Source organism: Nostoc sp. UIC 10607 (assembly GCF_047228265.1).
GTDB lineage: Bacteria > Cyanobacteriota > Cyanobacteriia > Cyanobacteriales > Nostocaceae > Nostoc > Nostoc foliaceum_A.
Window position 1 is genome coordinate 167,836 of record NZ_JBIQNW010000011.1, and the last position, 20,541, is coordinate 188,376.

A 20,541-nucleotide genomic window follows, 5' to 3' on the forward strand; every position below is an offset into this window, starting at 1 on the left:
CTTGTGCTTCAAAAATCATGAGCCATTATATGAATAGTTAACACGTTTACGGCACTATCCAATGTCTCAAGGCTTATTAAACTCCTTTCAAGAAGCATACAGCAATCTCGAACTATTTCCGTTGATGGAACGGAACGAAATGGAAAGATTTAGAGTCGAATATGGTGATGATTTGATTGCAGACTTGAACCAATTAGTAGAAGATAGTCCTAATGGAGATGGCAAAATTGTCTTTACAGGACATCGAGGATGTGGTAAGTCTACTTTGTTAGCTGAGTTTAGCCGACAAATTCAAGATAAATATTTTGTAGTTCTCTTTTCTATTGCTGACAAAATTGAAATGTCGGCTGTTAATCATATTAATATACTGTTTGCGATCGCAGTTAATTTAATGACAGAGGCAGAAGCCCGCCGAGTTGATATTCCTCAATCTACTAAAGAGGCTCTTTATAAGTGGTTTGCTACCCGCACTCGCACTGAAGAATTAAATTTACAAGCAGAAGCTAGTATAGGTTTTGACCTCTTAAAATTGATTAGTTCTAAATTAAAAGCTGATGCTAGCGTTCGGGATGAGATTAAGCAAGAGTTTGAACGCAAATTATCAGATTTAGTTGCCAGAATTAATGAAATTGCTGCTCTAATTCAAGCTGCAACGAAACAAAATGTTTTAGTAATTATTGATGATTTAGATAAACTTGACTTAGGCAGAGTTAATGAGATTTATCGAGATAACATTAAAGCTCTTTGTCAACCTAACTTTCAAATTATTTACACTATCCCGATCGCAGTCCTTCGAGAAACATTTATCAGCACAATAATTGCCACTGAAACCAATGATCAAGTTGTGGCAATGCCTGTCTTAAAAATATTTGATAAAGGTAAAAATCGCTTCCCTAATGCCCAACCTCGCCCGGAAGCAACAAAGATTCTCGGTGAAGTTTTACAAAAGCGGATTTCCAGTGAATTAATCACGGCAGAAACTGCTGAAAAGATTGTGATTTACAGTGGTGGTGTATTGCGAGAGTTAATTCGGATTTCTAAGGAATGTTGCCGCATTTGTTTGCGAATGATTCGGCGAAATCCCGCAGCCGAAGTTATTATCGATGATAAAATTCTCCTGCAAGCAATCAATAAAATTCGCAATGATTTTTCTATACGCCTAGGAAAAACTGATATCGATATTTTGCAGAGTGTTTATGAGCAATTTATGCCCAACGATCCCAAACAAGCAGAGTTTTTGGATTTGTTACATGGGCTGTATGTTCTAGAATATCGCACTGATGAAACTTGGTATGATGTTCATCCAATTATTATCGAAAGCTTGAAAAGACAGGGAGCCATTAATGTTGAATGAAGAATTATTTGATGAAGGAGAAAATCAAGATGCGTATGATGATTTAATTGTTTCTATTGAAGCTCAAAAACGGGGATTAAATTTACTGATTGCAGTTTGCGATGATGCTAACTTTCGTGATGAGATTATTGCTCAATATGAAGCTGAACTACAACCCGCTTTTCGTGCATATCGAGTAACTTTAGCACGTCAAGAACCAAGCCTCAAAGCTGCTCTTAACCAACTGGTACAACAAGAAGAATATCTCCGTCAGCAGAACCTAGCGGTGATTACTGTCACGGGTGCTGAACAATTGTATTTTCTCAGGTTGGGAAATGAGCAATCAGAACAGGAGAAATTTTTTGGTTACTTACAGTGGACAAGGGAAGGATTGCGCGAATTTCCGTTTGCGATCGTGCTTTGGGTAACTAACCAAATTTTAGTTAACCTGATTAAAAAAGCGCCTGATTTTTGGAGTTGGCGTAATGGTGTATTTCGGTTTGAATCTCAAAAGACAAATGCTATTCCTGGTAAAGAATTAGAAAATATCCGCTTTGTTTTTAGAGACACAGAATTAGCTAGTACAGATACTAATGAAACTAATCGCTTTTTCTTACCCATTCAAGATTTACAAAGGTTAATCGAGAAAATAGAACAAGAGCGGGGAACTAAAGACCCCACCTTGGCTACTTTATACTCAAGATTGGGCGATATTTACCACAGCAGATTAGATCGGGGTGAATCTCAAAATTATCAAGAAGAACAGGAATTAGCAATTAAATATTGGCGACAGGCGAGTGAGCTACAAAATGAATTAGGTTTGCAGATAGATTTAGCTAATAGCCTCAACAATTTAGCCGGAATCTATCGTGCAACAGGACAGTACAGCGAAGCCGAACCCTTATATAAACAAGCTTTAGAACTAAGAAAACGCCTGCTAGGAGACAATCATCCTTCTTTTGCTACTAGCTTGAATAATTTGGCGGGACTTTACAAATCTACTGGACAATATGCTAAAGCGGAACTCTTATACCAACAGGCTTTGGAACTGAGGAAACGTCTGTGCGGAGAAAACCATGCGGATGTCGCCGTCAGTTTGAACAATTTGGCATTACTATATGATGAACAAGGACGTTATGACGAAGCAGAACCTTTGTATCTGCAATCATTAGAACTTGAAAAACGTTTGGTTGGTGAAAATCATATTTCTTTCGCTCTTATACTGAATAATTTAGCGCTACTTTATTATCATCAAGGACGTTACAGTGAAGCTGAACCGTTGTCACAACAAGCAATAGAATTAGATAAGCGATTTTTGGGAGAAGAGAATCCCGATGTTGCAACAGATTTGCACAATTTAGGATTGATATACCGCGCTCAAGGACGCTACGATCAAGCAGAGTCTTTGTTTTTAGAATCCTTGGAACTGAAGCAGCGTCTATTGCAAAAGGCGCATCCACTTTTAGCAGATACTATCTATGCTCTTGGTTATATGTACAGGGAGCAAGGACGCTACAATGAAGCGGAATCTTTATGTATAAAAGCCTTAGAACTTGATAAGCACCTATTGGGAGAAAATCATCCCAATGTTGCCGAAAGTCTCAATAATTTGGCAGAAATTTATCGTGCAACGGGGCGTTATGCTGAAGCAGAGCCACTTTATTTGCAAGCTTTAAATATTTGTGAGCGAGTCTGGGGTGTAAATCATCACCGCAGTGTCTCTATTCGTCAAAATCTAGAAAAACTTGCCACAGCAATGCAGAATAATGAAGAGTGCGATGTCTTGTCTACGACACACTGCGCGAACGACAACCCCTTTGGGGAAAGCATTGCATAGAGTAAGAATATTATTTTAGGTTAATCTGGCCTAATCTAGAGATAGCAACATGGCTAAAGATGTTTTCCATCAACAGGTTAAAAAAGCATTAATTAAGGATGGGTGGAAAATTACTCACGATCCTTTTACAATTCGTATTAGTGAAGCAATTAAACTACAAATAGACTTAGCTGCTGAAAATGCCATCGCCGCAGAACGTAACACAGAGAAAATAGCTGTTGAAATTAAGAGTTTTATTGCAGATTCAGATATCAGTGAATTTCATACTGCGCTAGGACAATATCTAAATTACTGCCAAGCTATTGAAGAAGAAGAAGCAGACAGAGCGCTTTACCTAGCGGTTCCTATTGAAACATATCAAGACTTTTTTCAACTTTCTTTTGTCCAACGCGCTCTTCATCGTTACCAAGTTAAGTTGATAGTTTACGACCCAAAATGTGAGGAAATTCGACTATGGATAAAATAGAACGCTATCGACAACTTATCAAACAAGTATTGAGCGAACATCAACAAATAGCATCTAATACCGATACAGTAAATTCACAATTAATTTTAGACAATGAAAATGACCATTATCAACTAGCTTATGTTGGCTGGCAAGGAGATAAGCGAGTGTTTGGCCCAGTCATGCATTTTGATATTCAAAATGGGAAAATATGGATTCAGTATAACGGTACAGAAGAGTCTGTTGCTGAACGATTAGTTGAGTTAGGTGTACCCCATTCTGATATTGTGATTGGGTTTCATTCTCCTTTTAAACGCCAATTTACTTCTTATGCTGTCGAGTGATGTAAATATTTTCAACTCAGATCATAAATACATGAATAGTAAATGGTGCGTAGTTTACCGCCGTAGGCATCGCTCCCCCAAGATCCCCGACTTCTTAAAGAAGTCGGGGATCTGAATAATCTGTAGTGGAAAGTGCGATCGCTGTACTAGCGAACCCCAACGAAACCAGCTTGCTCAATAGCCCTTTGCCCTTGGTCAGTTAATAAAAGTTTGGCATAGGCATCGCCAATCTGCTGTTCCCGACCTTTATTCTGTTTAATAATCACAAACAAATTAGCAATCATCGGATAGCTGCCATTTTTGATAACCTGAGTATTTAGCTGGTTACGCTGACGTAGACATTGCTCAGGCGACACCATCGGTTCGCTATAGGGGGAAATTAGCTGACCAGAAGTGCTACCCAATGGCAAAGCCTTCACACTACATTGAGGTAATACTGAACGGGCAGAAGCGTAGTAGACACCACCAGGGGTTTTACTGAGTTGGCGCACTGCCTCTGTAGTAGAGTAGACATACTGCACATTAGAGCCAAATGTTTGACCCTTCAAGTCGCTGTTGCTAGGGAATATTAATGTATCTGCGTCCTCTGGTCGTTGAGATAAAGGTGTAATGGGCAGGTTGGGACCACCTACTTGATTCCAGTTAGTAATTTTCCCCAAATAAATCTGCTGCAATTGCTCAACAGTTAAACCAGGCACATTGAGTGATGGGTTGACTATGACTGCTATCCCATCCATACCTACCTGACGTTGCTCAAGAGTGAAGCCTCGCTCTCTTGCAATAGCTTGTTCTTCATCTGTAAGGGCACGGGAAGACTGAGCAAAGTCGAGTTTCCCATCAAGCAACATCCGAATGCCGGAGCTAGAACCAGGACTACCATTAACAGGGTTTACGTAACGTAATTGTAGTTCAGGGCGATCGCTCTGAATCTGAGAATCTACCAATTGCCGGATAGATGCCCAAGCTGTACTGCCTCCGTAGTTAAATGAGTCAGTAGGGACATCAGCAACTGTCTGAAAAGTTGATGCAGTACTAGAAAGGCTGTTGAAATTTTGATTAGAGGAATTAATGCTGGTACGGGACGCTAAATTCGGCCGCAGTAACCACCAAAGCAGTCCGCCAATAACCATAAGTGTCAGCACTTTCCCAATAATCAAACCTCTAAGAAAGAGGGCGATTTCACTGCTAATTAAAGCTTTTCTTTGATTTGTATTGTCCATATTTTTAAATGTTGTTTATTCTATTTATCCTACAGGAATCTATAAATATTTAGGTTAAAAGCAAATTTAAAGTAAGTCAGTTAATAGCCAGTTTTATGATTGCTGGTAGATGATTACTTTTTCTAATTGTAGTGAGATTTAATTTGCTCTTTAATAGTCTTTGCAATAGTGCAATTGCTTTTACAGACTCCTCTTTTATGTGCTGATTTTGCTATTAGGCTATTCACATGAACATTAATGAAGCGTGGCTCAACCAATTTTTCTATAAAATTATTTAATTGAGTAGGTTGGTTTGGAGGCGATGTACCTGTATTAATAAATGTATAAATTAAAACTATTACTATGAAGCTAGTGGTAGCACCAAGACCTATTCCCAGCAGCAAAAGAAAGTTTCTATAAGTTAGAAAATAACTATCATCAGTGTTTTGGTTTATGCCAGGAAAGTGTGAGGGTTGTGACAACGCCAGATCAGAATTAAGCGCTTGTAAAGCTTCTGCGGCAGATTGGTAACGCTGGCTATAGCGATCGCGAACCATTGTATCTAAAATATTTGCCAGAGCGTCGCTTACCTGTGCCTGATCGCGCCAAAGAATTTCTCCAGTATTGGGATCTTCTTGTAGTTGCTCAGGTATTAAACCTGTCAAAGCTTGAATGCCAATCATCCCTACTGCATAGATATCGCTGCAAAGTTTTGGCTTTCCCTTAGCCTGTTCGCTTGGCATATAGCCAGGAGTCCCAACAGCAATTGTTAAGCCTGCTCCTAAAGCACCAATTTTCTTAATACTCCCAAAGTCAATTAGCACAATTTTCTGATCGGAGTATCGCCGCATTAAATTTTGGGGCTTAATATCCCGGTGAATAATATTATTTTGGTGGACGAAAGCCAGCACTTCTAGGATATCTTTTAATAAATTTAAGACTGTATTTTCGCTAAGACGTTGACCTGGTACAATTTCTTGAGTCAAAGCATGACCGTCAATAAATTCCTGGACTAAATAGAAATCTCCATCTTCATCAAAATGGGCGAATAGTCTAGGAATTTGATCGTGGTCGTTGCCTAGCTGGTATAAAACTTCCGCTTCCCGAGCAAATAGCTTTTTAGCAATGGGTAGAACAGCCGGATTGGAATCTTTTGGATGGAAATGTTTGACCACACAATGGGGTCGCCCTGGTAAATCTAAGTCGACGGCTAAGTAGGTATCACCAGATCCCCCGCTTCCTAAGTGTTTGACAATCTCAAAGCGATTCCTAAGTGTTTTTCTGGCAAGAGAGGATTTATGTCTGTTACGTATAGCACCTCTTAACAAGTAAGTATTGCCAGATTCTCCGCTTCCCAGCAGTTTGACAGTCTCAAAGCGACTTCGGAGTGTTTTTCTGACTAGAGGGTTCTGGCTCATGTGGCGTATACTACCGGTTAATTTACTGACCATTCAGAGCTTGGGTCAGGTTATGAATACCTGCCGCTAAATTTGTTGGTATTTAAGGCAGTCAGCTTTTTAGGCGACCTGTGCTTTGAAGCGGTTTTATGGTTGGCAGCTTAATTGGTTCATTTAATACCTTTATAGGTATCTTAATATAAAATTTATTTCTGGAATAGTTAGATAATTTTATCACTTAAGTAAATTTAACACTAGTCCACAGTATTTAGAACTGTGGGCAGAAGACAACTTTCGGTAGTTACAAGGTTTATTTGTTTTAACTGTTGGGTCTGATTACTGGCAAAACCTCGAATATTGGAATTTAAAGACACAAATATTATTACAGTGTCCACCACAATTTTGTTGCCAGATTTTAGTCATCACTAACCGCGATCGCGTTGCCATGTCAACGTAAGTACGACAAAAATAAAAAAGAGCAAGAGTAATAGCAGGTAAGACTTTGAGGTAAATAAGTGTAACTTGTCAATTATTCAGGTTTATTCAATAGTTTTTATAAAACATCCAACTTTTCCCACTTTTCCCACCTTTTACTCGCGCCTATATCAATTGCAATAACTCACTTAATATTTAGCAAAACTCATAGTGAAAAAAGTCTAAGCTGGTTTGAATAAATTTTCTGTAACTCTTGCTAGATAAAGGATAAAACTGTTTTATAGAAAATAAAAAACGTTTTAGATAACTTCCCAGATATTTTATCTTCTAGAAACTGTTTTAATTTAGAGTTTGTTGCCAACCGATAGATAAAATAATGTGACATCAGGGCAGCTAGCTGCAACGGCAGCATTCTACTAATTAAAAAAGCCCCCGACTGGGGGCCTATTAAGTTGTCCGCGTGGAGTGAACAACTAAATAATCAATACTCACAGTAAATACAGTAATCCGAACAAAATAATCCAAATCACGTCAACGAAGTGCCAGTAAATTTCGGCTGCTTCAATACCAAAGTGCTTTTCATTACTATAGTGACCCGGAACGCGCGATCGCCATAACACGGCAACAATTGCCAAAACCCCTATGGTAACGTGCAATCCGTGGAAACCAGTCAAAACGTAAAACGCACTAGCAAATAAATTGGTAGTTAAACCAAATTCTAAATGGGTATATTCATATACTTGACCCACTAAGAAGATAGCACCCATTGCAGCAGTAATTGCTAACCAGATTCGCGCACCCCGCGTATCGTTCTTTTTAATAGCAGTATCGGCATTGTGCATGACAAAACTACTAGAAATTAGATTGATGGTATTGACTCCAGGTAACAATAGTTCTAACTCTGGGGTACCTGCTGGGGGCCACGCAGGTAAGGTAGCACGGAAAGCCAAGTAGGCTCCGAACAACCCCATAAAAATCATCCCTTCAGCTATCAGGAAGACAATTAGCCCAAATAGGCGATGGTCTGGATGTTCTTCATGATGACCGACGGACGCTTCCGCTGCGTGGTGATGATTTAGTTCGGTTTTAGCTGGGTCAATAGTTTGACTTTGCATGAATTTTGATAAGTGGGGAATGGGGAATGGGGAATGGGGAATGGGAGTTAGGAGTTAGGAATTGTTATAACTCATAACTCATAACTCTTCACTCCTAACTCATAACTCTATTTACGGTCTTCGGGATTAGCAGCAACCGCTGGATCAGGTTCTGCTCTTAATACTGAGTTCGGCCCGCCAGACAAGACTGGATTGGGATCAGATAAAGGTACACCTTCGTTAGCCTTTTCCAAGCCGTAGTCGTAAGGACCTGTAGCTAGTACTGGGGTTTGATCAAAATTCTCGATCGCTGGCGGTGAGGTTGTCATCCATTCTAAGGTAAGTGCCCTCCAAGGATTATTACCAGCTTTTTCGCCGTATAACCAACTCCAAATCGCATTGATGATGAAGGGGAATGTCGAAACTGCTAATATGTAAGCGCCATAAGTGCAGATTTCGTTGAGAAAGGTAAATTTGGGGTCATACTGGGCGATGCGGCGGTTCATGCCCATTAATCCCAGCTTGTGCATTGGTAAGAAGGCCATATTTAGACCCACTATTGTTAAGGCAAAGTGAACCTTACCCCAAAATTCGTTTACCATCCGTCCTGTCATTTTCGGGAACCAGTGGTAAATCGCCGCATAAATACCGAGAACACTACCACCAAACAGAACGTAGTGCAAGTGTGCCACCACAAAATAGGTGTCGTGAACGTGAATATCAAAGGGCACTGCTGCCAACATCACGCCACTGATCCCACCAATTACAAATGTGCCGACAAAACCGATGGCGAACAGCATGGCGCTGTTAAGCTGGATTTTTCCACCCCACATTGTCGCTAACCAGCTGAAAATTTTAATTCCCGTGGGTACGGCAATGATCATAGTGGTGATCATAAAAAACATCCGCAACCAACCAGGGATACCGCTGGTAAACATGTGGTGCGCCCAAACAATTAGCCCCAGAAAGCTAATTGCTAGAGAGGAATAAGCGATCGCTTTATAGCCAAAAATCGGCTTGCGGGAATGCACGGGGATAATTTCCGAAATTGCCCCAAAAAAGGGCAAAATCATAATGTAAACCGCTGGGTGAGAGTAAAACCAGAACATGTGCTGATACACAACTGGGTCGCCACCGCCACTTGGGTTAAAAAATGTTGTCCCGGCAATTAAGTCAAAGGAAAGCAGAATTAGACCTGCTGCTAAGACTGGCGTAGATACCAAAGTCAGTGCCGAGGTAGCAAACATCGCCCAGCAGAACAAGGGCATTTGGTGAACCCCCATACCGGGGATACGCATCTTGAGCAATGTGACGAGGAAATTGATTGCCCCTAGAATCGATGACGTACCTAGTAGGAGGACGCTCATAATCCAAATTCCCTCACCTACTTGACCTGTTACCAAGCTCAGGGGAGGGTAGGAAGTCCAACCCGCATCTGGTGCATCGCCTACCACTAAACTAGTGATCAACAATAAACCCGCAGGGGGAATCATCCAAAAAGCAACAGCATTCAAGCGCGGAAATGCCATATCCTTTGCCCCAATCATCAAGGGAATCAGGAAGTTAGCAAAACCCGCACCAGCTGGCACGATCCACAAGAAAATCATGATTGTGGCGTGCAGCGTAAATAAGCTGTTGTAGACTTCAGGGGTGACAAAATCGACTTCTGGCGTTCGCAGTTCTGTACGAACCAAGTCAGCCATCACCCCACCAATACAGTAAAAAATGAATGTAGTGACTAGGTATTGAATCCCAATCACCTTATGGTCGGTGTTGAAACCAAAGTAGTCTTGCCATTTTCTGATCCCTGGCTCCTCAACAAGAGCAGGGGCGTTGGCAGTTTCTTGCACTTGAGCTTGGGTCATAGTCATTAGACATTAGTCATTAGTCATTAGTTAATAGTCATTGAATTTTGACTAAATAACATATTGACTAATGGTGAACTTGATGGAGGATTTCTGGATGAATTCCCATGTCCTTGGTGTAAGGCGCGAGAAATTCATTTGGGGATAAATCCGCAGGGTTAACAGCAACGGCTTGATTTAGCGTTTCTTTGCTGGCAACTAGCTGTTCTTGCACCCATTTGTCAAAGGCTTCTTCTGTCTCAACGACTACTGATGCTCTCATCGCACCGTGGTAGGGGCCACAAAGTTCAGCACAGATCAGGACATAATCTCCTGCTTTTTGTGGAGTGAAACGAATCTCGCTTTGTCTACCAGGGATCGCATCTTGTTTCAGGCGAAACTCTGGCACCCAGAAAGCGTGAATGACATCATTTGCTGTCATATTGATTTGCACTTCTCGCCCAATGGGGACGTGCATTTCACCTGTAGTTATACCAGTTTCAGGATAAGTGAAAATCCAGGCATATTGTAGACCTGTGACGTTGACCTGTAATTCTGCTGGTTGCCCTGCTTTATCAGGAGTTCCCCCAATTGTCGGAGCAACACTACCAACACCTGGGGCATTCCGCAGTTGAGGAATTTGATCAGCATTGCGGACTTCTGCGGTAGCTGGGTCTTGCATTGCCTCATCAGATTTTTCTTGATTGAGGTTGGGTTCGGTGCTAGGAGGAGTATCACTTAAAGTTGCAGCCATAGCAGTTCCAGGCATTGCCATCGACTCCTGATTCATCGGCGCTTGATGGATAGCATGGGGATCAAAGCCACCGATTTCGTTGTAGACATCAAAGCTGTAAACAGAAATACCGATAACGATAATTGCTGGGATCGCCGTCCAGAGAATTTCTAGAGGTACATTGCCCTCAACTGGTGGGCCGTCTTCATTATCACCTGCACGCCGACGGTATTTAAATGCGGAGTAAATCAAAATACCTTCAACTAACAGGAATATACCTGTAGAAATGACCATCATCGCGTTGAACAGACCATCGACTAATACGGCTTCATCTGTCGCTGCTGCTGGCAACAGACCGTGATTTTGACCGTACCAAAGGCTGGCTAGCGTTAGCACGATGCCAATGAGTAATGTCCAGATTGAACTTGGAATCTTCACGGCTTACTTAATTGAATTTACTACGTTATCTTAAAGCTGTTCACTTACTAAGGTAGTCTAGGCTGGAAGGCATATAGTCCAAAGGTCTGAAATTTTTATTAATTTTTTTAACTATTTTACTAATTTTGAGTACAAGGTGACTAGCAGGAGGCAGAAGGTAGAAGGTAGAAGGTAGGAGTAACCCAGATGCATTTAAAACTATGGGATTGAAGCACTGGGTTTTATACCCAAAACTAAAGTTTTCATTCATAATTATTTCCTCCTGCCCGACGCTCGTGGACTCGCTCTAAGCGAAGCTATGCCGCAGGCTTTACGCTGCGCTATCTGCCTCCTACCTTCTCCTAAAATTCAGTTGAAAAATTTAAGGAAAAATTTAGAATGTTTAAATTAATTGTCATTCATCAATTTTTCACATCTTGAAAAATAGCTAAAGCTTCAGGTAAAACCTTTCTGGAGTGATTCAAAGTATAAGTGAGTGCTAATCTATAAACCCTTAGCCTATACGCTAGGGTGGAGATAGGACGCTAAAAGAAAATTGAAAATTTTAACAGATCCACCAAGAGCGGGCAGAAGGTATCGTTAATGAGCGAATTTGTCCTACAACAACAAAATGAAGCGGCTCTTCAGCAGCAAAAGCCCAAGGAAATGATTCGTCGCTTGGTGTGGAAAATATGCATAGCCACCTTAATTTTGATGGCAATAGGCAGCGCCACCCGCGTGATGAATGCTGGACTTGCTTGCCCAGACTGGCCCTTATGCTATGGCGAACTGGTGCCAGCCAAGCAAATGAATCTCCAGGTGTTCTTGGAGTGGTTTCACAGATTGGATGCAGCTTTGATTGGTGTAAGCGCGATCGCACTTTTCGGCTTGTCCTGGTGGCATCGTCGTTTCTTACCCAGATGGCTGCCTTGGGCATCCACATTCGCCCTGTTTTTAATTGTCTTCCAAGGCATCTTGGGCGGACTCACCGTCACCGAACTGTTGCGGTTTGATATTGTTACCGCTCATTTAGGAACGGCGCTGTTATTTTTTAGCACCCTCCTGATTATCGGCACGGCGCTCACACCCTATCAGGGGACTGGAACCGTTGGTAAGTTGCCTTGGGTAGGTTTAACTGCCGCTGTTCTGGTTTACCTGCAAAGTCTGCTAGGTGCTTTGGTAGGCTCTCGCTGGGCGCTACACCAATGCTTCGGCGGTTCTCAACTTTGTACTGTAATGTACAGCCATATTGCTGGTTTGGTGCCGCCAACAGTGACAACCTTGGCAATGGTATTGATCTGTTGGCGTACACCAGCACTACATCCAGCCTTGCGGCGACTGGCAAATATGGCTGGTGGGTTGTTAACCTTACAAATCTTGTTGGGATTCGCTACTTTCAAATTACATCTCCAAGTTGAGCCTCTCACCGTCTCTCACCAAGCTATAGGAGCTACTTTGCTGGGTACTTTGGTGGTCTTCACAGTTCTCGCACTGCGTGACTGGGCTACTAGCCGTGAGATCACAGTGTTGAGCAATGACTGCTGAGTATGGAGTAAAGGAACAGGGGGAGTAGCGGAAGAAAAATTTTCTAACTCCTAACTCTTGTACAGACGCGATTAATCGCGTCTCTCCAAACTCCAAACTCCTGTACAGACACGATTAATCGCGTCTCTACTAAATTATGGCCGCAACGGCGAGTATTGCGACCCACGCAGGTGCAGAAAATCTGTGTTTTCATTTGCCTGAAAGAGCCAGCTTGAGCGGGGGCTGCATATAAGTTGTTGAAAAATAAGGAACCAGAGCCAAAATGATTGAGACTAATGTCTCTCGCCACCACCAAACGTTTTTACAGGTAATTCAAAGTTACTACCAGCTAACAAAGCCTCGGATTATTCCGTTGCTTTTGATTACTACGGCTGGGAGTATGTGGATTGCTGCTAAGGGAGAAGTAGACCCATTGCTGTTGCTAGTAACTCTCACTGGTGGCACTTTGGCTGCTGCAAGCGCCCAGACGATTAATTGTGTTTATGACCGGGATATTGATTATGACATGGAGCGGACGCGCCATCGTCCGATGCCATCCGGTAAGGTTCAGCCGCGCGATGCTCTAATTTTTGCGATCGCACTGGCGACGATTTCCTTTACACTCTTGGCAGTATTTGCCAACCTGTTAGCCGCGGTGCTAGCCTTCTCTGGCATCGTCTTTTATATTTTGGTTTATACCCACTGGCTAAAACGCCACAGCACTCAAAATATCGTTATCGGTGGAGCTGCTGGGGCAATTCCAGCGTTAGTGGGTTGGGCTGCTGTCACAGGCACATTAAGCTGGTCAGCATGGTTAATTTTTGCCATCGTCTTTTTGTGGACACCTCCCCATTTCTGGGCTTTAGCTCTGATGATTCGGGACGATTACGCAAAGGTTGGGATACCAATGCTACCTGTGATTGAAGGTGATACGGCAACCGTGAAGCAGATTTGGTACTATACGCTGGTAACAGTATTTGCAACCGTGTTATTGGTTTATCCCTTGGGTGCAAGTGGAATTCTTTATGCTGCGATCGCCCTAAGTCTGGGAGGATTATTTATCCACAAATCTTGGCGTTTGTTGCAAAATCCAGAGGATCGCGCTGTAGCTAAAGAGTTGTTTCTCTTTTCGATCTCCTACATGATGCTGTTGTGTCTGGGGATGGTAGTTGATAGTCTTCCCGTTACCCATAATCTAATTAGTGCGGTGATTAATCATCTGCATTTTATTGGTTAGGGGATGCAAAATTTAGCGATCGCGTTTGGTAAAAGGGCGCGATCGCATTTTGATAAATCAAAAAATATACATAATAATTAGAGTTTGGCGGATTTACGATGTTTACGACGGGCTACGCCTACGCAAATACAATTTCACTGATAACCAAATTTATTAAAAAGCTGAATGAAGTTGTAAAAAATATAAATGTTGACAAATTACATTCGTACAGCAATGCACAAAGCAACTTATGAGTTGCTTGAGGATGGGACTTTCTATGGCGAAATTCCAGAGTGTCAAGGAGTGTGGGCAAACGCTGCAACACTAGAAGCTTTTCGGGAGGATTTGCAAGATACTTTTGAAGGATGGATTATTTTAGGATTGCGTTTGGGTCATACTCTACATTTACTTGATGGCGAAGTTACCTAATTCTCGAAACTTGATCACAAATTATTGCAATCACTCTCTCAGCAAAAATCAATTGAAGCCTAACAACTAGAAATGTTCAGATAACTTGTCTTCAGGACTACGCTCATAGTCCATACCATTACTCATGTCATCATTGTAAACATCTCCTGAAGGTGATATTGTTCCCCTTATGTCCGCCTTCGCCTGTTTCACACCATACTGGTCATTATTATAAAGTTCAGTCCCAGTAAGGTCAGCGTCAGTTAAGTCAGCACACTTCATATCTGTATCATCGAATTTGACGTAACTAAGGTTCGTACCCTTTAGAGAGGCATTACTGAGATTAGCACCTCTTAAATTAGCCCCACTTAAATTAATACTATTGAGGTTAAAACGGCTCAAATTGGTGTAGCTTAAATTAGCACCAGCCAAAATTATATTACTTACATCGGTGTCTTTGAAGTTGGCTTGAGTTAGGTTAGCTCCACTGAGATTAGCTCCACTGAGATTAGCTCCACTGAGATTTACTTTAGTTAGATTGGCATTAGTGAGATCAGCATTATTGAGGTTGGCATTAGTAAGATCAGCTTGATTAAGATTGGCTCTATTAAGATTGACTTTACTAAGATCAGTATCAGTTAGGCTACTGGCTTCTAGGGTCGCATCACTAAGATCAACATTGATAAGCTTGACTTCACGTAAGTCTACCCAACTCAGATTTGCCTTCCTGAGTGTGGCATTTGTCAAGTCTGCTTGTCTTAAATTAGCTCTAACTATATTTGTATGATTTAATTTTGCTCCTTTTAAGATTGCTCTGCTGAGGTTTGCCCATCTCATATCTGCTTTGTCTAGATCAGTCTCGCTGAGATCAGCCTCAGTCAGTTCGGCATAGATCAGGTTTGCAGAAACTAGTTTAGTTGAAATAAGCTTTGTTGCTCTTAGGCTCGCAGAATTTAGGTTTACCCCTTCCATATCTGCTTGTCCCAAGTCTGCTTGATCCAAATTTGCTTTGCTCAAATCAGCCTTTTGTAGTATGGCTCTAGCAAGAATAGCTCTAGTTAGGTTTACGCCGCTTAGGTTTACACTACTGAAATTTGCCTCTGTCAGGTCTACCCCAGAAAAATCTCTCTCTCCAGCTTGATATTTTTGTAGAATTTCATCCTCTTTTACTCGTGCTGAGGAGGCAGCCACAAGTGGAAACAGCTCGCCTAAGTCACAGTGGAAGTACTCGCACAAAACCGCAGCCGTGTTACAGTCAATTCTGTCAAACTCCTCCTTGTAAAGCCTCCCAATGGCGTTAACACTAATACCAGTTATTTTGGCTAGTTGGTATTGGGATAAATCCCCTTTTTCCATAAAATCCTTTAACCTACAGCAAATTTTTCTCATAAATTCTCTATTCAGTACTTAAAACTTAATCAAGCAGTCTATACAATAGTAACGCTAGCACACATTAGTGCCGCTTCCGTAATAACACTAAACAAAGTAGTAACGCTAGTGTTGACAAAGTAACATTGGCAAAGTAATCTGTATATATTCGGCTGTAAAAAGCCAAAAAAATGCCCCCAAGCTTTCAACTTGGTAGGCATGTTTTCAATTATTTATTTCGTACTCCTATTATGACGCAAAATTCCTTAGTTTCATCCAATGCTCAGTTTCCTACACCCGATCAGGTTCTAATCCTTGATACAGAAACCACAGACTTAGACGTTAAGACAGGGCAGGTTATAGAGCTAGGAGCTATTCTGTATTCGGTGAAACATCAAACCACCATTAAACAATATTCAGCTCTTCTCCCAGCACAGAATAATCCGGCAGAGCATATAAACCGGATTAAGCCAGCACCGTTAATGGAAATAACAGAAGAACAAGTGGTTGAAAGTGTGTGGATGATAACTGAGATGGCAAAGAAGGCGCAAGTTATTGTGGCACACAATGCTGAGTTTGATCAGAAGTGGTTTGGTTCTTCAAATAATGGAAAGAGTGTGCTACCTGTTTTATTGAACTCTAAAAATGAACCACTTCGTTGGGTTTGTACCTGTACTGAATTTGAATGGCCTCGTCAAATCCGATCTGGTCAATCTCTTATTGAATTAGCAGCAGCACATGATGTTGGTATTTTTGGAAATCATAGGGCATTAACAGACTGTCAATTGATCGCATATCTTTTTGATCGGATGGAGAACCTGAACGCCATGTTTCAAATGGCGTTAAGACCCAAAGCTTGGTTTAAAGCTCTTGTAAGCTATGACAATAGGGAACTTGCAAAAAAGGCAGGTTTTAAATGGATTCCTGAACTTAAGAGTTGGGTGAGGAAAATGGCTGTGGATGATACCAAAAAACTTCCTTTTATGGTAAACCCAATTGAATTTTGTCAGTAATCTAGACGAAGTTCATTCATTTACTGAAATAAGGCGATTGCGCCTATATTATCCCGGCCGTTGGCTAGAGGTGCGATCAATCTTTAACTTTAAGTCCAGATAGGCTGTCTTTTTTAAGATAGCCTATATCTAACCTTCAGGAGTCTACGGTTTAAGTCAACTTTTGCTAGCGTAGTGATATAAGGTTTATCGCTCCCCAGTAAGCGGCTGGAAGCAAAAGGATTAATATGGCTCATTTAAATCAGCGTCGTCCCCAAAATGTCAACGGCGATTTTTATGTAGATACTACCTGTATTGATTGTGATACCTGTCGCTGGATGACTCCTGAAGTATTTTCTCGTATTGATGAACAGTCGGCGGTTTATCATCAACCAACGAATGAGATGGAAAGATTAGCTGCGCTGGAAGCACTTTTAGCTTGTCCTACTAGTTCTATTGGTACAGTTGAGAAACCAAAAGATATCAAAGTTGCTCAAGAAAAGTTTCCAATATTAGTAGCGGAAAATATTTACCACTGCGGCTATCATTCTGAAAAATCTTATGGTGCTGCTAGCTATTTAATTCAACTTCCAGAAGGTAGCATTTTGGTGGATTCTCCCAGGTTTACACCGCCTTTAGTCAAGCGTTTAGAAGAACTGGGGCCGATTCGTTATATGTATCTAACTCATAAGGATGATGTGGCAGATCATCAAAAGTTTGCCGAGCATTTTCAGTGTGATCGCATCCTTCATGCCGATGATATTACCGCCGATACTCGCAATGTAGAAATACAACTAACTGGTTCTGAACCATTTAGCTTGACTCCAGATTTATTAATTATCCCAGTTCCCGGTCACACCAAAGGACAAACTGTCCTACTTTATAAAAATAAGTTTCTGTTCACTGGCGATCATCTTGCTTGGTCAGAAAGCTTGCACCAACTGGCTGCATTCCACGGTGTCTGCTGGTATTCTTGGTCAGAACAGACTAAATCAATGCGTAACTTGGCTAATTACTCTTTTGAGTGGGTGCTACCAGGTCATGGGCGAAGGTTTCATGCTGATAAGGAAACCATGCGCCAGCAGATGCACAAGTGTATTGAGTTGATGGAATCTTTGAATTGACCGAATAATGCATAATTATTTGGTCATCTGAAAAAGCCAATGAAAAACCTAACCCCCTAACCCCCTTCCCGACGCGGGAAGGGGGAAAATTCAAAGTCTCTTTCCTTTTAGGAGAGAGATTTAGAGAGAGATCAGACTGTATTGCATACAAACCAGAAGCGCTATAACCTGGGTTTTAGCACCCTTTTAAGCAAACACGGATTATGAAAAAGCTGATCAACAAGCCGGAAGACTTTGTGCGGGAAAGTCTAGAAGGTATGGCGGCGGCTCATTCCGATTTAATTAAACTGAATTATGATCCTACTTTTGTCTATCGAGCCGATGCACCTATACAGGGTAAAGTAGCAATTATTTCTGGCGGTGGCAGTGGACATGAACCAATGCACGCTGGCTTCGTGGGCAGAGGAATGCTTGATGCCGCTTGTCCTGGCGAGGTTTTCACTTCACCAACTCCTGACCAAATGCTAGAAGCAGCCAAGAAAGTAGATGGAGGATCTGGTATCCTTTATATCGTCAAAAATTACAGTGGCGATGTGATGAACTTTGAGATGGCAACAGAGTTAGCTCGTGGTGAGGGCATTCGATCGCTAAATATTTTGATTGATGACGATGTAGCAGTGAAGGATAGCCTTTATACCCAAGGACGGCGGGGTGTGGGAACAACCATACTGGCGGAAAAAATTTGTGGCGCGGCGGCTGAGGCAGGGTATGATTTGCCACAAGTAGCAAATTTATGTCGCCGAGTCAATCTGAATGGGCGGAGTATGGGAATTGCTCTAACATCTTGTACAGTCCCCGCTAATGGAACGCCGACATTTGAATTGAGCGATCGCGAAATTGAATTAGGTATCGGTATCCACGGCGAGCCAGGAATAGAACGCACAGCGATCAAATCAGTAGATGAGATTACCGAAATTTTGACGCGATCGCTCCTTGAGGATGCAGCATACAGCCGTACACTGCGCGAGTGGGATGAAGACAAAGGAGAATGGGTAGATGTAGAACTAACAAATCTCCCATTTGCCAAAGGCGATCGCTTGTTAGCTTTTGTCAATAGTATGGGTGGAACTCCGGTTTCGGAACTGTATATTGTTTACCGCAAACTCGCCCAACTCTGCGAACAGCAAGAATTGCAAATTGTGCGAAACTTAATAGGCCCTTATATTACATCTCTAGAAATGCAAGGTTGCTCCATTACCCTGCTGAAATTAGATGACGAGATGATCCGCTTGTGGGATGCACCAGTCAAAACACCAAGTTGGCGCTGGGGAATTTCATAATTACGAATTACGTTAGCGCAGCGTTAGCGAGTATTCGAGCGTCATTACGAATTACGAATTACGAATTATGTTGACTCAAGCGCAGATATTACAATGGTTGCAGGCATTTGCAACCGAGATAGAGCAGAATAAAGCATATTTGACAGAATTAGATGCTGCGATCGGAGATGCTGATCACGGTATAAATATGGATCGCGGCTTCAAAAAACTAAGTACTCAGTTACCAACCCTTGCAGACAAGGACATAGGCAACATTCTTAAAACCGTAAGTATGACCTTGATTTCTTCCATTGGCGGTGCCAGTGGCCCTCTTTATGGCACTTGGTTTTTACGAGCAAGTACAGCATTAGTTGGGAAGCAAGAATTAACAGAACAAGATGTTTTAGGACTATTCCAAGCAGGCTTAGACGGCGTGCTGCAACGTGGAAAAGCCCAACTAGGAGACAAAACAATGGTGGATGTGCTATCTCCGGCTGTAGACGCTTTTGGGCAAGCTGTAGGAGAAAGTAAGGGAACGCTAGAAGCTATGCAAAAAGCTGTAGCAGCAGGACAAAGGGGGTTGCAAGAAACTATACCGATGCAGGCGAAAAAGGGACGGGCTAGCTACCTGGGGGAACGGAGTATTGGACATCAAGATCCAGGAGGAACTTCTGCTTATTTAATGTTGAAAAGTTTGTTAGGAGTGTTAGAAAGTTCTGGCGAATAAAAAATTTTCTGAAAAATCTGTATTTGACAACAAATGATCGTTCTTTTTCAAAAAAATGACATTAAGCTATGTGCCTAGAGGATTGATGGCGGATGAAGATGTCGTTATTGAAAGAGCAGGCAATATAGCGGTTTTCAATTGCGTGAAATACAGACCTAATACCAATTTTATGCGAAGTTGCACATTATTTTGACCCCTCCCAACCCCCCTTAAAAAGCTATCCATTATAAACATCTTTCTTAATACAAAGATTGACAAAAGTAAGTATTTATGTGGTGGAAGGATGGAGAAAAAATCACTAGTGACTGGAGAGAATGGCAATGAGCATTAACAGAGTCTCAAAAAGTATTATTTTTTCATGGCTACGTGGTTGTAAAAACTAAAAGCTCGGAAGTAGAAGAGTGAAAAAAACCAAAAAACTGACTAGATAATGGGGTAATAATTAAATATTGAGAGACTGACAAGTAAGCCAACCCGCAACCAGATCATCTAATCGACTCAATCCACGCCAGAGAACTTTCACGCTGGGAGAGCCATCGCTTTTGCGACCTAAAAAGCCACCAAGTCAAGCAATCCAAGAAGAAGAATATCCGCTCAAATCCTGCTTCATTGCCCAGAAACTCTTGCATTAACAGTGCATCCCGCTTGGCATAGTTTAGCGGTTGCAGATAATCGTACTGGTTAATTCCGATCGCGATCGACTAAACAAACTTCCCACGAGTTTGAGAAAGTGAGTCATATTTTGCTCTAATGTTTGAGCGCTAACCTTACAGCACTTGCGTCTATTATGAGGTACACTAGATTAAAATATAAATACTTTTAAATGAAGTCTTACTCTGTCGATC

The 20,541-nt window shown here is 41.7% G+C and carries 17 protein-coding genes; 11 read left to right on the forward strand and 6 right to left on the reverse strand.

What is annotated here, in order from left to right; translation table 11 throughout:
* Window positions 1-61: 61 nt before the first annotated feature.
* The 4 genes from ACEYW6_RS13485 to ACEYW6_RS13500 are packed head-to-tail and all read left to right on the forward strand — an operon-like array spanning window position 62 to window position 3,959.
* Window positions 62-1,354 (forward strand): ATP-binding protein, encoded by a 1,293-nt coding sequence (locus ACEYW6_RS13485; RefSeq protein ID WP_412980076.1) that lies wholly within the window; start codon window positions 62-64, stop codon window positions 1,352-1,354.
* Window positions 1,344-3,170 carry a tetratricopeptide repeat protein gene (locus tag ACEYW6_RS13490; RefSeq protein ID WP_412980077.1) on the forward strand — a complete coding sequence of 609 codons (1,827 nt, stop codon included), beginning with the start codon at window positions 1,344-1,346 and terminating at the stop codon, window positions 3,168-3,170. Before ACEYW6_RS13485 ends, ACEYW6_RS13490 begins: the two co-directional genes overlap by 11 nt.
* Before the next feature lie 49 nt (window positions 3,171-3,219).
* Window positions 3,220-3,636 carry a XisH family protein gene (locus ACEYW6_RS13495; RefSeq protein WP_190937186.1) on the forward strand — a complete coding sequence of 139 codons (417 nt, stop codon included), beginning with the start codon at window positions 3,220-3,222 and terminating at the stop codon, window positions 3,634-3,636.
* On the forward strand, window positions 3,624-3,959 hold the full coding sequence (locus tag ACEYW6_RS13500) for a XisI protein (protein ID WP_190937187.1): 336 nt from the start codon (window positions 3,624-3,626) through the stop codon (window positions 3,957-3,959). Before ACEYW6_RS13495 ends, ACEYW6_RS13500 begins: the two co-directional genes overlap by 13 nt.
* A 146-nt stretch (window positions 3,960-4,105) precedes the next feature.
* Here ACEYW6_RS13500 and ACEYW6_RS13505 read toward each other — a convergent pair whose 3' ends face one another.
* The 5 genes from ACEYW6_RS13505 to ACEYW6_RS13525 form a co-directional block, all read right to left on the reverse strand.
* Window positions 4,106-5,179: a PstS family phosphate ABC transporter substrate-binding protein gene (locus tag ACEYW6_RS13505; protein ID WP_412980078.1), complete on the reverse strand. Its 1,074-nt coding sequence runs from the start codon at window positions 5,177-5,179 to the stop codon at window positions 4,106-4,108.
* A gap of 122 nt (window positions 5,180-5,301) precedes the next feature.
* Window positions 5,302-6,576 carry a protein kinase domain-containing protein gene (locus ACEYW6_RS13510; RefSeq protein ID WP_412980079.1) on the reverse strand — a complete coding sequence of 425 codons (1,275 nt, stop codon included), beginning with the start codon at window positions 6,574-6,576 and terminating at the stop codon, window positions 5,302-5,304.
* 902 nt (window positions 6,577-7,478) lie between these two features.
* The gene (locus ACEYW6_RS13515; RefSeq protein WP_412980080.1) at window positions 7,479-8,105 is read right to left on the reverse strand and encodes a heme-copper oxidase subunit III; all 627 of its coding nucleotides are present in this window, start codon (window positions 8,103-8,105) and stop codon (window positions 7,479-7,481) included.
* 107 nt (window positions 8,106-8,212) lie between these two features.
* Entirely contained in the window at window positions 8,213-9,949 is a 1,737-nt protein-coding gene (gene ctaD, locus ACEYW6_RS13520; RefSeq protein ID WP_196510546.1) for a cytochrome c oxidase subunit I, read from the reverse strand.
* Between the two features lie 67 nt (window positions 9,950-10,016).
* Window positions 10,017-11,099, reverse strand: a complete 1,083-nt coding sequence (locus ACEYW6_RS13525; protein WP_412980081.1) for a cytochrome c oxidase subunit II — start codon at window positions 11,097-11,099, stop codon at window positions 10,017-10,019.
* A gap of 582 nt (window positions 11,100-11,681) precedes the next feature.
* Between ACEYW6_RS13525 and ACEYW6_RS13530 the strand changes: the two genes are divergently transcribed.
* The 3 genes from ACEYW6_RS13530 (at window position 11,682) to ACEYW6_RS13540 (ending at window position 14,247) form a co-directional block, all read left to right on the forward strand.
* A complete protein-coding gene (locus tag ACEYW6_RS13530; RefSeq protein ID WP_190895276.1) occupies window positions 11,682-12,623 on the forward strand; it encodes a COX15/CtaA family protein in 942 nt (313 codons plus the stop codon).
* Between the two features lie 262 nt (window positions 12,624-12,885).
* Window positions 12,886-13,839: a heme o synthase gene (locus tag ACEYW6_RS13535; RefSeq protein WP_412980082.1), complete on the forward strand. Its 954-nt coding sequence runs from the start codon at window positions 12,886-12,888 to the stop codon at window positions 13,837-13,839.
* 186 nt (window positions 13,840-14,025) lie between these two features.
* Window positions 14,026-14,247, forward strand: coding sequence for a type II toxin-antitoxin system HicB family antitoxin (locus tag ACEYW6_RS13540; protein WP_412980083.1), 222 nt, complete (start codon window positions 14,026-14,028; stop codon window positions 14,245-14,247).
* A 66-nt stretch (window positions 14,248-14,313) separates the two neighbouring features.
* Here the strand turns inward: ACEYW6_RS13540 and ACEYW6_RS13545 are convergent, their stop codons facing one another.
* Window positions 14,314-15,615 carry a pentapeptide repeat-containing protein gene (locus tag ACEYW6_RS13545; RefSeq protein WP_412980084.1) on the reverse strand — a complete coding sequence of 434 codons (1,302 nt, stop codon included), beginning with the start codon at window positions 15,613-15,615 and terminating at the stop codon, window positions 14,314-14,316.
* 230 nt (window positions 15,616-15,845) lie between these two features.
* Here ACEYW6_RS13545 and ACEYW6_RS13550 point away from each other — a divergent pair, with 230 nt between their 5' ends.
* From ACEYW6_RS13550 to dhaL, 4 genes are all read left to right on the forward strand, one after another.
* Entirely contained in the window at window positions 15,846-16,607 is a 762-nt protein-coding gene (locus tag ACEYW6_RS13550) for a 3'-5' exonuclease (protein ID WP_412980085.1), read from the forward strand.
* A gap of 227 nt (window positions 16,608-16,834) precedes the next feature.
* On the forward strand, window positions 16,835-17,710 hold the full coding sequence (locus ACEYW6_RS13555; protein WP_412980086.1) for an MBL fold metallo-hydrolase: 876 nt from the start codon (window positions 16,835-16,837) through the stop codon (window positions 17,708-17,710).
* Window positions 17,711-17,913: 203 nt separating this feature from the next.
* Complete coding sequence (dhaK, locus tag ACEYW6_RS13560; protein WP_412980087.1) at window positions 17,914-18,990, forward strand: dihydroxyacetone kinase subunit DhaK; 1,077 nt, start codon at window positions 17,914-17,916, stop codon at window positions 18,988-18,990.
* A gap of 67 nt (window positions 18,991-19,057) precedes the next feature.
* Window positions 19,058-19,696 (forward strand): dihydroxyacetone kinase subunit DhaL, encoded by a 639-nt coding sequence (gene dhaL / locus ACEYW6_RS13565; RefSeq protein WP_412980088.1) that lies wholly within the window; start codon window positions 19,058-19,060, stop codon window positions 19,694-19,696.
* The last annotated feature ends 845 nt before the right edge of the window (window positions 19,697-20,541 follow it).

Excerpts from the sequence above, each read along its gene's own strand:
- ACEYW6_RS13485 (WP_412980076.1), top strand. The coding sequence starts at position 62 with ATGTCTCAAGGCTTATTAAACTCCTTTCAAGAAGCATACAGCAATCTC.
- ACEYW6_RS13490 (WP_412980077.1), top strand. The coding sequence starts at position 1,344 with ATGTTGAATGAAGAATTATTTGATGAAGGAGAAAATCAAGATGCGTAT.
- ACEYW6_RS13495 (WP_190937186.1), top strand. The coding sequence starts at position 3,220 with ATGGCTAAAGATGTTTTCCATCAACAGGTTAAAAAAGCATTAATTAAG.
- ACEYW6_RS13500 (WP_190937187.1), top strand. The coding sequence starts at position 3,624 with ATGGATAAAATAGAACGCTATCGACAACTTATCAAACAAGTATTGAGC.
- ACEYW6_RS13505 (WP_412980078.1), bottom strand. The coding sequence starts at position 5,179 with ATGGACAATACAAATCAAAGAAAAGCTTTAATTAGCAGTGAAATCGCC.
- ACEYW6_RS13510 (WP_412980079.1), bottom strand. The coding sequence starts at position 6,576 with ATGAGCCAGAACCCTCTAGTCAGAAAAACACTCCGAAGTCGCTTTGAG.
- ACEYW6_RS13515 (WP_412980080.1), bottom strand. The coding sequence starts at position 8,105 with ATGCAAAGTCAAACTATTGACCCAGCTAAAACCGAACTAAATCATCAC.
- ctaD (WP_196510546.1), bottom strand. The coding sequence starts at position 9,949 with ATGACCCAAGCTCAAGTGCAAGAAACTGCCAACGCCCCTGCTCTTGTT.
- ACEYW6_RS13530 (WP_190895276.1), top strand. The coding sequence starts at position 11,682 with ATGAGCGAATTTGTCCTACAACAACAAAATGAAGCGGCTCTTCAGCAG.
- ACEYW6_RS13535 (WP_412980082.1), top strand. The coding sequence starts at position 12,886 with ATGATTGAGACTAATGTCTCTCGCCACCACCAAACGTTTTTACAGGTA.
- ACEYW6_RS13540 (WP_412980083.1), top strand. The coding sequence starts at position 14,026 with ATGTTGACAAATTACATTCGTACAGCAATGCACAAAGCAACTTATGAG.
- ACEYW6_RS13545 (WP_412980084.1), bottom strand. The coding sequence starts at position 15,615 with ATGAGAAAAATTTGCTGTAGGTTAAAGGATTTTATGGAAAAAGGGGAT.
- ACEYW6_RS13550 (WP_412980085.1), top strand. The coding sequence starts at position 15,846 with ATGACGCAAAATTCCTTAGTTTCATCCAATGCTCAGTTTCCTACACCC.
- ACEYW6_RS13555 (WP_412980086.1), top strand. The coding sequence starts at position 16,835 with ATGGCTCATTTAAATCAGCGTCGTCCCCAAAATGTCAACGGCGATTTT.
- dhaK (WP_412980087.1), top strand. The coding sequence starts at position 17,914 with ATGAAAAAGCTGATCAACAAGCCGGAAGACTTTGTGCGGGAAAGTCTA.
- dhaL (WP_412980088.1), top strand. The coding sequence starts at position 19,058 with ATGTTGACTCAAGCGCAGATATTACAATGGTTGCAGGCATTTGCAACC.